Genomic DNA, 14,659 nt, shown 5'->3' with positions numbered 1-14,659 from the left:
GTTTGAGAGTGAGCTTTATTAATGATGGAGTCTGATGAGACTTTACTATATGAAAGCCTTCCCAGAATGAAGATAGGAAAGTATGATTCGACATGAAAACGGTAGTTTGTGTAGGTTTTGTTTGGCGATAAAACTCTATCACTTACTACCGTTTTTGTTTTCAGTTCCCGCTTATCCGCGATGAACCTCTTTTTTTGATTGGAATATTTGAAGTGGTGCTGTTAACTGCTCTTTTTCAGCTTTGGATATACTTTCACTAGCTTGATGCGGTTTTCTTCAATCTCGACAATTTCCATTGGATGCCCTGCAACTTGCGCACTTAAATGGCTCTCCGGAATATCTTCTAAATGCTCCAGAATCAGGCCGTTCAAGGTACGTGGTCCATCGGTTGGCAGTTTCCACTTTAAGCCTTTATTAATATCACGGACATTCGCGCTGCCTTCAATCAAGAAGCTACCATCTCCTTGTGGCGTAATCTCTTCTGACAAGCTTGGTGTAATAGAAGTGGTAAATTCACCAATAATCTCTTCTAGGATATCTTCTAATGTGACTAAGCCGTTGATATCACCATACTCATCGACAATCAAACCGATGCGTTGCTTGTTGCGTTGGAACTTCAACATTTGAACGTTGAGTGGTGTACCTTCAGGGATGTAGTACACCTCATCGGCAGCACGCAATAATGTCTCTTTGTTGAATTCGTTTTTCTCTAACATCAAACGGTATGATTCACGTAGACGCAGCATACCAACGACTTCATCAATCTGATCGCGATACAACACAATGCGACCATGTGGAGAGTGAGTCAGCTGACGGACGATAGACTTCCAATCGTCATTGATGTCGATACCTGTGATCTCATTACGTGGCACCATGATATCGTTCACGGTGACGTGCTCCAGATCCAGTATCGAAACCAGCATGTCTTGGTGACGACGAGGAATAAGGCCACCCGCTTCATTTACCACGGTACGTAGCTCTTCCGAACTTAAGTGGTCTTCGGTGTTGTGATCGGCTTTTACGCCAATCAAGCGGATAAAACCATTGGTAATGAAGTTCACCAACATCACCAGTGGCGACAGTATCTTCATCAGGATTGTAAGGAGGATACTACTCGCGTAAGAAACGCGCTCAGGATAAAGTGATGCGATGGTTTTCGGTGTGACTTCGGCGAACACCAGAACAACCATAGTGAGAGCACCTGTTGCAATCGCAACACCTAAGTCACCATACAAACGCATGCCGAGAATAGTGGCGATGGCAGAGGCTAGGATATTAACGAGGTTGTTGCCGATAAGGATGAGACCAATCAGGCGATCTGGGCGGTCTAGTAGTTTTTCGACTCGCTTCGCCCCTTTATGCCCATTATTGGCTAAGTGCTTTAAGCGGTAGCGGTTCAAAGACATCATCCCTGTTTCTGAACCGGAGAAGTAACCTGATATGACGATAAGACACGCGAGTAGCGCAAATAAGATACCCGTAGATATGTCGTCCAAAACGCTGCTGTTCCTTGTATGTGTTTGGTTAATTTATGACCGAGCTTGGTCATTAAGTCAATGTAATAAGGGGTACTCTATTTTATTTGCCCATCAATATAAAGGATAAGGAGCCCAAGGCTCCTTATTAATTGCAATTTTATAGATGGAGAACATCAACTTAAAATGATCTCTTTCACGAAGCGACTGCCGAAGTAGGCCAAGGTTAACAATGTCGCACCCGCCACGGCAAACCAGGTAACCTTCTTACCGCGCCAGCCTTTCTGGTAGTGTCCCCAAAGTAGAATCGAGTACACCACCCAAGCGATGAATGAAAGAATGCCTTTATGGGCTTTACCCTGAGCAAACATGTCTTGTACGAAAACGAAACCAGTCAATAAGGTTCCAGTAAGCAGTAAGTTACCAATCAAGATAATTTTGAATAGCTGGCGCTCAACCATCATTAAAGGTGGTAAATTCGGGTTGATTGCTAACGACTTCTTCGCTTTTAGCTTGTGGTCGAGCCACGCCAATTGCAGTGCGTAAAGCGCACCAATGGTTAAAGTGGCATAGGAGAACAACGCAAAAGAAATATGGATAAGTAGCTTAGGGTCGTTTTCTAAATGCTTAATAAAGGTGCTTGGTAAGAAAGTAGCAGCACTTAAATTGATGGCAGCAAAGCTATAAACCACAGGAAGAAGAAACCACAAACGATTCTTGAGCATCGCTACGCTCATCACCAGAGAGATAATAAAGCTGATTAGAGAGGCGACATTAAGAATACTGAGGTTTTGACCTGAACCGTCAAAAATGAGGTCACTCAGAATCCAAGCGTGGAAAAATAGCGCACATGCCGCACTGACAAGTACTGTTTTCGCTTTGATTCCGGACTGCTGAGAGAGTCCAGGTATGATGGTCGCAATTGCCAAAACGTAAAGAATGGCGGCTGCGATGGCAATTAAGCTATCCATGAATCCTAAAGGTGATTGTGCACAATGGTTAAAATTATACCTTGCATTACTCTTTGGGGCTACGGTAGATCTTTCATCAATCATGAGAGATGAGATATTGAAATTAACAAGTTAACTCACGATATAGGAATAGAGAGGCGCAACGGGTATGACTGTGACGTTGGCTAAGGTATACTCACACTAATTAATCGCCATTTTTAGCGAAGAGACAAAGATGTTTGAGAATTTAACGGATCGATTATCCAAAACGCTGAAGAATATCAGTGGCAAAGGTCGTCTGACCGAAGACAACATTAAAGAAACCCTACGTGAAGTACGCATGGCACTGTTGGAAGCGGACGTTGCGCTTCCTGTTGTACGTGAATTTGTAAACCGCGTTAAAGAAAAAGCGGTAGGCGTAGAAGTTTCTAAATCCCTAACTCCGGGTCAAGAGTTCATCAAGATCGTTCAAGCTGAACTTGAAGCGGTGATGGGTGAATCTAATGAAGCACTTAACTTAGCTGCGCAGCCGCCAGCGGTACTTTTGATGGCGGGTCTACAAGGTGCGGGTAAAACCACATCGGTAGGTAAGCTATCTAAGCTTCTAAAAGAGCGTGACAAGAAGAAAGTTTTAGTTGTGTCTGCCGACGTTTACCGTCCAGCGGCGATCAAACAGCTAGAAACACTTGCATCAGACATCGGTGTCGACTTCTTCCCATCTTCACCAGATCAAAAGCCACTTGATATTGCCAACGCAGCAATTGACCATGCTAAGAAGAAATTCTACGACGTATTGATTGTCGATACCGCAGGTCGTTTGGCTATCGATGAAGAAATGATGGGTGAGATTAAAGATCTTCACTCAGCGATTAACCCAGTTGAGACGCTGTTCGTTGTTGATGCAATGACAGGTCAAGATGCGGCCAATACAGCAAAAGCATTCGGTGATGCACTGCCGCTAACCGGTGTAATTCTGACTAAAGTCGACGGTGATGCACGTGGTGGTGCAGCGCTATCGGTTCGTCATATCACGGGTAAACCAATCAAATTCCTAGGTGTGGGTGAAAAGACCGACGCACTAGAACCTTTCCACCCTGATCGTGTTGCATCGCGTATTCTAGGCATGGGTGACGTACTGTCACTGATTGAAGACCTACAACGCAATGTTGACCAAGACAAAGCAGAGAAGCTAGCGAAGAAGTTCAAAGAGAAGAAAGGCTTCGACCTTGAAGACTTCCGTGAACAGCTAGGTCAAATGCAAAACATGGGTGGCATGATGGGCATGCTAGACAAGCTACCAGGTATGTCTCAGCTACCATCTGACGTGAAAGACAAAGTCGATGACAAGATGTTCAAGCAAATGGAAGCGATCATCAGCTCAATGACGATGAAAGAGCGTCAACGCCCTGAAATCATCAAAGGTTCGCGCAAGAAGCGTATCGCTGCGGGTTCTGGTGTTCAGGTTCAAGATGTTAACCGTCTACTGAAACAGTTCACCCAGATGCAGAAGATGATGAAGAAGATGCAAAAGGGCGGCATGAAAGGCATGATGCGTAACATGCAAGGTATGATGGGCGGTATGGGTGGAGGCGGTGGCTTCAATCCATTCGGTCGTTAAACGATTGCCTAGACTTTAGTTTCAGGGTGTTAGCTACATCACAAACTTGAATTTCAATTTATGTTGGTGAAAAAGTAACTAAATCCCTTGCATTGCTCCGGGAGAAGAGTAAAATTCCGGAGCTTTATTTTGGCACGAGACCCCAGATTGTTCAGTTTTATGGATGATTATTGGGGTTAATTTTATTTTTGAGAAAGCAAAGAGGACGACATGGTAACCATTCGTTTGGCACGTCACGGCGCTAAGAAGCGTCCATTTTATCAAATCGTAGTAGCGGACAGCCGCAACGCTGCAACTGGCCGTTTCATCGAGAAAGTTGGTTTCTTTAACCCAACTGCACAAGGTCAAGAAGAAGGTCTACGTCTAGACCTAGACCGCGTTAACCACTGGGTTGGTCAAGGCGCGTCTCTATCTGACCGCGTTGCTAAGCTAGTTAAAGACGCTCAAAAAGCGGCTTAATTTTTTACTTAAGAAGTAGAAACTAGTTTATGTCGATGAAAGGTAAAGAAACAATGAGCAACGAAAAGATTGTTGTAGGCAAGTTTGGTGCTACTTACGGCATTCGAGGTTGGCTTAAAGTTTTTTCCTACACAGACAATGCTGAAAGCATTTTCGATTACAGCCCTTGGTTTATTAACCAAAAGGGTACGTGGGTTGAGTACAAAGTAGAAAGCTGGAAGCGCCATAACAAAGGTATGGTGGCTAAGCTGGAAGGTCTAGATATTCGTGAAGACGCGCATCTAATGACAAACTTTGAAATTGCTATTGACCCTGCGGTACTTCCTGAATTGTCAGAAGATGAGTTCTACTGGCGTGAATTGTTTGGGATGCAAGTAGTAACCACTAAAGGTTACGATCTAGGTGTCGTATCTGACATTCTAGAAACTGGCTCAAACGATGTTCTGGTTGTTAAAGCAAATCTTAAAGATGCTTTCGGGCAGAAGGAACGATTAATCCCGTTCCTTGAAGAGCAAGTGATCATCAAAGTTGATCGCGAAGCTCAACGGATCGAAGTTGACTGGGATCCTGGATTCTAATCTCCAAAATTACAGAGCGAGATAAACATGTGGGTTGGCGTAATTAGCCTTTTTCCTGAAATGTTCCGTTCTGTTACTGATTATGGAGTAACAGGTCAAGCGGTTAAAAAAGGTCTTTTGTCTATTGAGACTTGGAATCCTCGCGATTTCACTCACGACAAACATCGCACTGTCGATGACCGACCTTACGGTGGTGGTCCTGGTATGTTAATGATGGTTCAGCCTTTGCGCGATGCCATTCATACCGCGAAAGCAGCCTCACCGGGTAAGACGAAAGTCATTTACCTTTCTCCTCAAGGTCGCAAGCTCGACCAGAAAGGAGTCGAAGAACTGGCAACGAATGAGAATTTACTTCTGATTTGTGGTCGTTACGAAGGGGTAGATGAGCGCATCATTCAATCTGAAGTCGACGAAGAATGGTCGATTGGTGATTTTGTGATGACGGGTGGTGAGATTCCAGCTATGACGTTGATCGATTCTGTCTCTCGGTTTGTTCCGGGGGTGCTAGGGGATTTCGCGTCAGCAGAAGAAGATTCTTTTGCAAATGGCTTGTTAGATTGCCCTCACTATACGCGTCCAGAAGTATTGGATGACAAAGAGGTACCAGCGGTACTGATGTCAGGCAATCACAAGGACATTCGTCAATGGCGACTAAAACAGTCGCTGGGCCGAACTTGGCTTAGAAGACCAGAGCTCCTGGAAAACCTAGCTCTGACTGACGAACAGGAACAATTACTTGCTGAGTTCATTAGTGAACACAATGCAAAGTAACCTAATTTATTTAGTATCAGTTTATTCTAGGAAATTAAAAAATGAGTAACATCATCAAGGCTCTTGAAGAAGAGCAAATGAAATCAGACCTACCTAAATTTGCACCAGGTGACACTGTTGTAGTTCAGGTTAAAGTTAAAGAAGGTGACCGTGAGCGTCTACAGGCTTTCGAAGGCGTTGTAATCGCAATCCGTAACCGTGGTCTTCACTCTGCTTTCACTGTACGTAAGATCTCTAACGGTGAAGGTGTTGAGCGTACGTTCCAAACACACTCTCCAATCGTTGATAGCATCGAAGTTAAACGCCGTGGTGCAGTACGTCGTGCCAAGTTGTACTACCTACGTGAGCGTTCTGGTAAGTCTGCTCGTATCAAAGAGAAACTTGCTAAGAAGTAATGCTATAACTAGCGTTCTCATCGTAAACGGAGCCCAAATGGGCTCCGTTTTTTTATGCGCGAAAAAGGGCGCAGTGCTTCGAAGAGTCAGGAATACTTGCTCTGATATAATGGAGCGCTTCGGTTAGTGAGCGGCATTTGTCCTTCGAGAGAGAGTAAAAAAAGGGATCCCCAACTTGCTCGTTCCTCGCTCTTGAGGATGACGAATAAAAAACAAATAAATGAACTCAAACAGCGTTACTCTCGGAAGCAACAAAGGTACGTTGTCAGAAATCTCTTTGAGTGGAACTCTTGTGTTGCGATGAATAGGAATACAGAGCTCTTTACCTGAGCTGGGGGGGTTGTTCTTCGCGAGGTTAAAGTAATGAAGAGCTCTCCAGCTCACTCGTTTCTCGTTTTTGAGGATGACGAATAAAAACAAATGAACCCAAACGGTGTCATTCCCAAAAGTGACGAAGGAGCATTGTCGGGAATATCTCTTTCGATATGCTAAAAAACAAAAAGGGTCGATGCTCTCACATCAACCCCTCTCTATTATTCTCGAAGCGCAGCGCTGTCGTATCTAGCCTCTCAATTTTTTAGTACTGGTCTTCAGACCAACCATCGCTGTCCGACATATCTGGTGCGCCAGGAATGGTATTTTCTTCATCTGCCCATTCACCAAAATCAATCATTTGGCACTGTTTGCTACAGAAAGGACGATGAGGGCTTTGTTCTCCCCATTCTACGTCTGCACCACATTGTGGGCATGGAACGATAGTAATTTTAGACATGGTTAAAGAATCCCATTGTGTTGAAGTGTCAAAGGGGTATAGAAATAATAGTGTGTGTTGGTTTTAGCTACAAACGGCAATCTCAAACTCGACGTCTTGCGTACAAGCTTGACCACTTTCAAATGATATAAATTTAATCGCGAAGCGATTCTTGTGTCCTGAAATCATCGGATAGACACCGTATTCCATAGGAATATGCAGACGTAGAATATTCGCTTCTTCAGCGTCACTTTGGAAAAAGCCTGCACGAGCTATTTGTGCTTTGAAGTGGCCAGTTTCACGAGTGAGCTTCAACCATAGAGATAGAGCATCAGATAAAGGCTGTAAACTTGATTGCCATTGACTCGCATCATGCTTTTTTCGTTCTATTGGGAGGTGTAACCAATAATGCAGAGCTGGAAGATCAAAGCAGCATGAGCCACCAGGTAAATTAAACCTCTGGCGGATTGAGCTTAAAAAACGATCTTCTTTTAAGGATTGACCAAAGCGTTCAGCACGCATGAGATGCTCATGAATAGTGTCTATCTCTTTTAGGAGAGCACTAAGCGCCTCTTGATCGACGCCATCTACATTTAACCAATTTCGATAAGAGAGACGTTGTTTCTCAAGATCTTTTGCCAGCTCACTTTTCAATTGAATTTGCTCAAAGATCTCGAGCATATCGAATATCGAACGAAAGAAAAGTTGATATTGATGGTTGTCGGTAAAACCAGAGGCTAAGTGAGCCTGACGCAGCAAAGACTCAACTCTTAAATAGATGCGAGTTTTCTCATTTAAAGGATGTTCAAATTTGTGCGTGGTCATCAACTTAAGCCCTATCTAATTTCATTTCCTATTTTCGCAGATTTTTCTTGCACATGGCTAGGTACTTTTCGTGCAAATCTGTGATTTGAAGCAAAAGTTCAGGGTCATTTGGGTTATTCTTAACCACATCATCAGCTAGAGCGAGTCGTTGCTCTCGAGATGCTTGCGAAGCCAAGATCGCTTTTGCTTGCTCTTCGCTAACGTTATCTCGTTTCACTGTTCTGGATATTTGAGTTTGAGGTTCTACATCAACAACAAGGACGCGATCACATAAGCTATCCAACTTATTCTCTACTAGTAAAGGAACAACCAAAAGCGCATAGTCCGATGTAACTTGCTCTAGGTCTTCGATCATCTTTTCACTGATCATTGGATGTAATAAGCCATTGAGCCAAGCTTTTTCCTCGGGATGAGAGAAAATTCTTTCTCTTAGCTTTGCTCTATCAAGAGTTTGATCATCGTGAACAATATCAGTACCAAAGTGCTCGATAATGGCGTTGAGGCCAGGAGTATTTGGTTCCACAACTTCACGAGCTACGATATCGGCGTCGACAATGTCAATCTTGAATTGTTGCTTGAATAGGTTTGCCACGGTGGTTTTGCCACTTGCAATACCGCCCGTTAGGCCAATAACAAAAGCCATCTACACTCCTAGAATTGACGTAAAGTACCAGTTAAGGATTTGATTGCCCCAAATTAGGCTTACCCAACCCGCGATTGCAAGGTAAGGACCAAAAGGAAAGGCTTTTTCGATGCCTTGCTTCTGCAAACGCAATTGAATAAGACCAAAGATGACGCCTACCACTGATGAAAGCAAAATGATCATCGGCAAAGATTGCCAACCTAACCAAGCTCCTAATGCTGCAAGTAGTTTAAAATCACCGTAGCCCATACCTTCTTTGCCAGTTAGCAGTTTGAATGCCCAGTAGACACTCCAGAGGCAGAGGTAACCCGCCATAGCTCCAATAACGGCGTCTTGCAGGCTAACAGGCTTATACCCACGAGAGCAAGTGCAATACCTGCCCACATTAATGGCAGCGTGAGTTGATCCGGCAACAACATCGTATCTAGGTCGATGAATGTGGCGGCTATCAGTACAAAGGTAAAGAAAATAAGGGCCGCAGTGAAGTAGCTAAAACCGAAATGAAAGGCGATAAAACCCGAACAAAACGCTGTAAGCAGTTCGACAAGAGGGTAGCGAGCACTAATAGAAGACTGGCAGTTGTGGCATTTACCTCTGAGTAATAGCCAACTAATCACAGGGATGTTGTCTCTGATGCGAATGTGTGTACCACATTGCTGACAAGATGAACGCGGCACACTTAGCGTTAATGTCTCTTTTGGTGGCTCGATCTTGTATTCAGGAAATGACTCAGCGCACTCGCGTCGCCATTCTAGTTCCATGATTTTGGGTAGTCGATAAATAACAACGTTGAGGAAGCTGCCTACGATCAAACCAAAAATCGTGGCAAATACAACGAATAGCCATGGGTAGTACTGGAATACTTCCATATCTTTCTCTTGCGCGATGAATCAAATAGCAAAGTGCTGTTTTGATGGGATTAATTGCTAAAGGATCATTCTATCCCAATACGCTCATCAAGTTAAAGATTGGTAAGTACATTGCAGCAACCATACTGCCGACAACCACCCCTAAAAATAAGATGATTAAAGGCTCTAAGATTTTACTTAAGTTATCTACGGTGTTGTCGACTTCGAACTCATAAATATTGGCGATTTTATTGAGCATATCGTCAAGCCTTCCGGATTCTTCGCCAATCATAACCATTTGCAATACTAACTCTGGAAATACATTGCAGTTTCTCATCGCAATGTACATTGGCATCCCTGCAGCAGTATCACGATAGACCTCTTCAATCGCGAGTTGATAGTGTAGGTTGCCAGAGGTTTTTGAGGTGGTTTTTAAACTTGTGAGTATCGGAATGCCGGAACTAAAACTAGTGGCTAGTGTTCTACTAAATTTAGCTATTGCCGCTTTCGAAAAAACGGGTCCTAGGACTGGGATTTTCAAGCTCGTTCGCGCTAAAAATAGATGGAAAGAAGGAGAGCGATTGCTGATTAGCTTGCATGAAATAATAACACCCACAATTCCTAAAATCATAATCCCTCCCCAATTTTGAACCCAATCTGATAGGGCTAGGATCTGTTGGGTAAACCAAGGCAAATTGGCACCAAAGCCAGCAAACATTTTTTGGAACTCAGGTATTACTTTGGTAAGCATGACAAAAGATACAATTAGCGCTACTAAGATCACCATGGCGGGATAAATCAGAGCCTTGATTACTTTAGCTCGAAGTTGCTCGCTCTTTTCCCGGTAGGTAGCGAGGCGTTCAAAAACTTTATCTAAATTACCGGATTGCTCTCCAGTGGCAATGAGATCTGTATACAGCGGGTCGAAGTGCTGGCTTGAGGTTCTCATTGCTTTTGACATGGGGGTTCCTGCCTCTACTGCTTTACTAATGTTCAACAGTATGGATTTCATTTCCGCTTTGCGGTGATTTTCTGACACCAACTTGAGCGCTTGGACAATAGGAACACCGGTTGTCAGCATAGTTGTAATCTGGCGAGTGAAAATCGTGATGTCTCTGGCTTTAACTCTGTTACTTAATTTTGATAAGACAGAAGCATTGCTTCTTTTCAGTTTTTTAACTTTGATGTGTTGACCATCGAGTCTTTCGCGAACCTCGACCTCATTCAGAGCGAGTATATGGCCTGATGTTTGTTTCCCTGAGCTATTGATGCCTTTCCAGCGGAAGTTCTTAAGTTGGGGTGTTGATACTTTCATGTTGATAGAACCTGACTATAAGTAAAGTACGCGTTGAAGCTCGCTAAAACTGGTGATCCCTTGTTTTAGTTTTTCTAACCCTGAAGCCTTTAGTGTTTTCATTCCTCGCTCTACAGCTAATCGTTCAAGCTCCAGAGATGTATACCCTTTGATGATCGCCTCTGACATTGCATCATCGAATGGCATTACTTCATAAATCCCTGTGCGCCCACTGTAACCATTTGTACAATCACTACACCCTACAGGGTTGGCGTCAAAAACATGGTCTTTGTCAGATATACCCAGTGAGGATAACGCAGGAGTCATTGACGCCGGCTGCTTGCAGTTTTGGCATAAACGTCTTGCGAGACGTTGAGCAATAATAAGGCTTAGAGAGGAAGCTAGGTTAAAGCTTGCAATGCCCATATTATTTAAGCGAACAACCGTTTCGGCAGCGGAATTTGTATGCAGTGTTGATAGAACGAGGTGGCCAGTTTGGGAGGCTTTTATTGCTATTTCGGCAGTTTCTAAATCTCGTATTTCACCAACCATGACAATATCAGGGTCTTGCCTTAAAAATGAACGCAGTGCTTCTGCAAATGTAAAACCAATTTTTGGTTGAACTTGCACTTGATTGATGCCAGATAAGTTAATTTCAACAGGATCTTCCGCTGTAGAAATATTAACTTCTGGTTGGTTTAGAATGTTTAACCCGGTATACAGTGACACCGTTTTTCCACTACCGGTGGGGCCGGTCATAAGAATCATACCTTGAGGGCGTTTTAAGGCATTCAAATATAAAGCTTTCTGCTCTGTACTGTATCCGAGCTTATCAATATCTAAAGATGCGGAGCTGCTATCCAATAGGCGTAATACTATTTTTTCGCCAAATAACGTAGGGAGCGTAGATACGCGCATATCAATGGCGACATCACTATTTAACTTAAGCTTAATTCGGCCATCTTGTGGTAACCGTCGTTCTGCAATATCAAGTTTAGAGAGGATTTTTACGCGTGCAGAGAGTCTACGGCTAAGATGGCTAGGGGGCTGTTGAGTTTCAACTAAGATGCCATCACAACGTAGCCGAACACGAAAGATATTTTCATATGGCTCAAAATGAATGTCGGAAGCTCCTTTCCGGACTGCGTCGAGCAAAATTTGGTTGATGTAACGGCTGACTGGGGATTGATCCTCACTTAAATCTTCGATGTTTTCTATTTCGTCTTCACCAATATCTACAAGGTTAGCCAGTTCGTCTTGATTGATATCTTTTAAGTTTGAGTGAGAGTTTTCAATTGTTCTGCCATATAAGCGACGTATAGAAGCTTGAAGCTCTTTGAAGTCTGCAAGGACTAGCTCCACTGGCAATCCTGTAGCGAATCTAAAATCATCTTCAGCATGCCACATTGTCGGGTCGGGAATTGCTAGCGTAAGCGCATTGGAGTCTTTTTTTAGAGGGAGAGCAGTATATTTTGTAATGAGCTCTCGTAACCCCAACTCTTTACAAAGTGGTTCAAAGTCAAACTCGCATAATGAGCAATAGTTTAAGCCAAACAAAGAGCTCAAATGAACAGCTAGTTCATCTGAGGTAAAATACATGTTCTGGATCAAAGCCTCCGGTACCGAAATACCAGAGGCTTTTACTAGCTCAATGACGGCATCTTCTTGCTGAGTATCAACTAAACCAGCCTGACGAAGAACAGAGCAGAGGTTGGTGAGCATTAGTTACCTGAACAGTCGATGCTACGACCAGCAGTTGAACAGCCCGTTCCAGTAATGGCCCACTGAACCACACCATTGCCAATAGTTGGAGTAAACTCAAGTTCTAGTAAAGTACCTGTATCATCAACGCCTGTAGTTACCATTGTAATAACGCCGTCAGCGACGGTAACCTCATCTACATATGAAATAGTCGCGCCGTCATCACCAGTAGCGATTGTTGCTGGAATATCATTAGTAGCTTGGTCGCAGCCAGTAAGCTGGCCAAGATCTTGAGCGCACATTGCTACTGCTGTTTTGAAACCACTAATACCAGCCGCGGCTCCGGCTACTCGCGTACGTTGTGTGTAGTCTGAGTATGCCGGGATAGCAAAAGCAGATAATACCCCGATAATCGCTACCACAATCATCAATTCAATCAGCGTAAAACCTTTTTGCTTATTGCGTTTGTTTGTTTTCATATATGTTTCCTTTAATTCCAGATGCATCTTGCACGGGGCGGAAGCATAAAATAGATTAAGCCTAAGAAAACTAAGCAAATAAAAGGTTTCGAGTCAGGTAGGTATCTTTAACGTGCTGTTGCATATGCGTTTCATGCTTTTGCGATGAATTTTGAGCTTCGAAATAAAAAGAGGAGCCTAAGCTCCTCTCCATATTAGTCATTTTTTAGTGACGAATTTTACGTTCGTTACTTGAAGCGCATCGAAAGATCCAGCGCTTTTAGGTGCTTAGTCAAAGCGCCTACAGAGATGTAATCTACGCCAGTTTCTGCATATTCAGCGATGGTTTCTAGAGTAACGTTACCTGAGTTTTCTAACGCCGCACGACCTACGTTGATCGCGACCGCTTCACGCATCATATCTGTAGTGAAGTTATCTAGCATGATGATGTCTGCACCCGCTTCGATCGCTTCTTTTAGCTCTTCCAAGCTTTCCGTCTCAACTTCAACAGGCTTACCTGGGTTCAATTCTTTCGCAGTAGTGATCGCTTGAGTGATACCGCCACATGCAATGATGTGGTTTTCTTTAATAAGGTATGCATCGAACACACCGATACGATGGTTGAAACCACCGCCACAAGCTACTGCGTATTTTAGCGCGCTACGTAGGCCAGGAATCGTTTTACGAGTATCTAATAGACGGCATTCAGTGTGAGCAATTTTCTCTGCATACTCAGCGGTAATGGTCGCGCAACCTGAAAGGGTTTGAATAAAGTTCATTGCGTTGCGCTCACCAGTGAGCAAATCACGAGCAGGACCAGTTAGGGTGCAAAGCGTTTGGTTCGGTTCTACCTTGTCACCATCTTTTACATGCCACTCGATGGTCACTTTGCTACCCAGTTGTTTGAATACTTCATCTGCCCAAGCTTGACCACAGAACACACCGTGTTCACGAGTGATGATGGTTGCAGTGTTAATAGCGTCAGCAGGGATAAGCGATGCGGTGATGTCTTTGTCTGCATCCAATACGCCACCTAGGTCTTCTTTTAGGGTATCGGCTACGGCACGAGTGATTTCTATTGGAAGCTGTTGCTTAAGGTATTCTAGGCGTTCTTGGCTGTTGTGTGTGTTCTTCATCGCAAATCTTGTCTTGAAAGGGAGATGGCAACGAATGATACTCTCCGGTGTCAATAATTTCAGCAGTTAATTTGCAAAGTAGAGAGGTTGATATGTGCCTAAAAATCGAGAATGGTTGGTTGACGAAGGCAAAGCACGTTCCATCGCCATTTTTTGATGCTCGTTCAGACAAAGAAGACATCTCTCTGCTGGTGGTTCATAACATCAGTTTACCGCCGGGGCAATTTGGTGGTCCTTACATCGAGGACTTCTTTACAGGCAGTCTTGATCCCAGCGCCCATCCATTTTTTGAGGTAATTCACAAAATGGGCGTTTCGGCACATTGTTTAATTAAGCGCGATGGCGAGATTGTTCAGTTTGTTTCTTTTTTAGACCGAGCATGGCATGCCGGGCAATCCAGCTTTGCTGGCCGTGAACGTTGTAACGATTATTCCATTGGAGTTGAACTCGAAGGCACCGAGTTTATTGCCTATACCGAAGAACAATATCAATCACTTACTGCTTTGACCCAAGCTGTCATGCATTCCTACCCAAAAATTACTTTACCGAGAATTACGGGGCATCAGTATATCGCTCCCTTGAGAAAAGCCGATCCTGGTCTAAGCTTTGACTGGGTCAAGTTCCGGCGCCAGATAAAACGCTAATTTGTAGCGAAAGTGTAAATTCAAAAAACAGAAACAAATAAGGCATACACTCAAGTATGCCTTTTTTCGATACAAGAAATATGAGCACTTGTTAAAAGTTAACTACATTTTGA

General features: G+C 43.6%; 15 protein-coding genes and 1 pseudogene. 6 read left to right on the top strand and 10 right to left on the bottom strand.

From position 1 onward, the window contains the following. Window positions 1-221: 221 nt before the first annotated feature. Both B853_RS12345 and B853_RS12340 read right to left on the bottom strand, forming a co-directional pair. A complete protein-coding gene (locus tag B853_RS12345) occupies window positions 222-1,496 on the bottom strand; it encodes an HlyC/CorC family transporter (RefSeq protein WP_038885726.1) in 1,275 nt (424 codons plus the stop codon). Window positions 1,497-1,651: 155 nt separating this feature from the next. Then, window positions 1,652-2,446, bottom strand: a complete 795-nt coding sequence (locus B853_RS12340) for a cytochrome C assembly family protein (RefSeq protein WP_010450206.1) — start codon at window positions 2,444-2,446, stop codon at window positions 1,652-1,654. 214 nt (window positions 2,447-2,660) lie between these two features. Between B853_RS12340 and ffh the strand changes: the two genes are divergently transcribed. The 5 genes from ffh (at window position 2,661) to rplS (ending at window position 6,246) form a co-directional block, all read left to right on the top strand. After that, window positions 2,661-4,043: a signal recognition particle protein gene (ffh, locus tag B853_RS12335; RefSeq protein ID WP_005446242.1), complete on the top strand. Its 1,383-nt coding sequence runs from the start codon at window positions 2,661-2,663 to the stop codon at window positions 4,041-4,043. A 210-nt stretch (window positions 4,044-4,253) separates the two neighbouring features. Beyond that, complete coding sequence (gene rpsP / locus B853_RS12330) at window positions 4,254-4,502, top strand: 30S ribosomal protein S16 (protein ID WP_004410028.1); 249 nt, start codon at window positions 4,254-4,256, stop codon at window positions 4,500-4,502. A gap of 29 nt (window positions 4,503-4,531) precedes the next feature. Continuing rightward, window positions 4,532-5,080, top strand: a complete 549-nt coding sequence (rimM, locus tag B853_RS12325) for a ribosome maturation factor RimM (RefSeq protein WP_005438038.1) — start codon at window positions 4,532-4,534, stop codon at window positions 5,078-5,080. A 27-nt stretch (window positions 5,081-5,107) separates the two neighbouring features. Further along, window positions 5,108-5,851 carry a tRNA (guanosine(37)-N1)-methyltransferase TrmD gene (trmD, locus tag B853_RS12320; protein WP_010450200.1) on the top strand — a complete coding sequence of 248 codons (744 nt, stop codon included), beginning with the start codon at window positions 5,108-5,110 and terminating at the stop codon, window positions 5,849-5,851. Window positions 5,852-5,892: 41 nt separating this feature from the next. After that, window positions 5,893-6,246: a 50S ribosomal protein L19 gene (rplS, locus tag B853_RS12315; protein ID WP_005379971.1), complete on the top strand. Its 354-nt coding sequence runs from the start codon at window positions 5,893-5,895 to the stop codon at window positions 6,244-6,246. Between the two features lie 577 nt (window positions 6,247-6,823). Here the strand turns inward: rplS and yacG are convergent. The 8 genes and pseudogenes from yacG to nadC all read right to left on the bottom strand — a co-directional run bounded on the left by yacG (window position 6,824) and on the right by nadC (window position 13,902). After that, the gene (gene yacG / locus B853_RS12310; protein WP_010450195.1) at window positions 6,824-7,018 is read right to left on the bottom strand and encodes a DNA gyrase inhibitor YacG; all 195 of its coding nucleotides are present in this window, start codon (window positions 7,016-7,018) and stop codon (window positions 6,824-6,826) included. A 63-nt stretch (window positions 7,019-7,081) separates the two neighbouring features. Further along, window positions 7,082-7,822, bottom strand: a complete 741-nt coding sequence (gene zapD, locus B853_RS12305; RefSeq protein ID WP_038885727.1) for a cell division protein ZapD — start codon at window positions 7,820-7,822, stop codon at window positions 7,082-7,084. A gap of 28 nt (window positions 7,823-7,850) precedes the next feature. After that, a complete protein-coding gene (coaE, locus tag B853_RS12300) occupies window positions 7,851-8,465 on the bottom strand; it encodes a dephospho-CoA kinase (protein WP_038885728.1) in 615 nt (204 codons plus the stop codon). Then, window positions 8,466-9,334, bottom strand: a pseudogene (locus tag B853_RS12295) (prepilin peptidase). A gap of 70 nt (window positions 9,335-9,404) precedes the next feature. Beyond that, window positions 9,405-10,628, bottom strand: coding sequence for a type II secretion system F family protein (locus B853_RS12290; RefSeq protein WP_038885730.1), 1,224 nt, complete (start codon window positions 10,626-10,628; stop codon window positions 9,405-9,407). A 15-nt stretch (window positions 10,629-10,643) separates the two neighbouring features. Next, window positions 10,644-12,329: a type IV-A pilus assembly ATPase PilB gene (gene pilB / locus B853_RS12285; RefSeq protein WP_038885732.1), complete on the bottom strand. Its 1,686-nt coding sequence runs from the start codon at window positions 12,327-12,329 to the stop codon at window positions 10,644-10,646. Beyond that, a complete protein-coding gene (locus tag B853_RS12280) occupies window positions 12,329-12,787 on the bottom strand; it encodes a pilin (protein WP_038885733.1) in 459 nt (152 codons plus the stop codon). The genes pilB and B853_RS12280 overlap by 1 nt, the downstream gene beginning before the upstream one ends. Before the next feature lie 227 nt (window positions 12,788-13,014). Beyond that, the gene (nadC, locus tag B853_RS12275) at window positions 13,015-13,902 is read right to left on the bottom strand and encodes a carboxylating nicotinate-nucleotide diphosphorylase (RefSeq protein WP_038885734.1); all 888 of its coding nucleotides are present in this window, start codon (window positions 13,900-13,902) and stop codon (window positions 13,015-13,017) included. Between the two features lie 92 nt (window positions 13,903-13,994). On the opposite strand from nadC, the gene ampD reads away from it, so the two are divergent. Continuing rightward, on the top strand, window positions 13,995-14,546 hold the full coding sequence (gene ampD, locus B853_RS12270; RefSeq protein ID WP_038885735.1) for a 1,6-anhydro-N-acetylmuramyl-L-alanine amidase AmpD: 552 nt from the start codon (window positions 13,995-13,997) through the stop codon (window positions 14,544-14,546). Window positions 14,547-14,659 lie beyond the last annotated feature (113 nt).

This window comes from Vibrio rotiferianus CAIM 577 = LMG 21460 (genome assembly GCF_002741985.1).
GTDB lineage: Bacteria > Pseudomonadota > Gammaproteobacteria > Enterobacterales > Vibrionaceae > Vibrio > Vibrio rotiferianus.
This window is presented reverse-complemented; position numbering and strand designations above follow the sequence as displayed.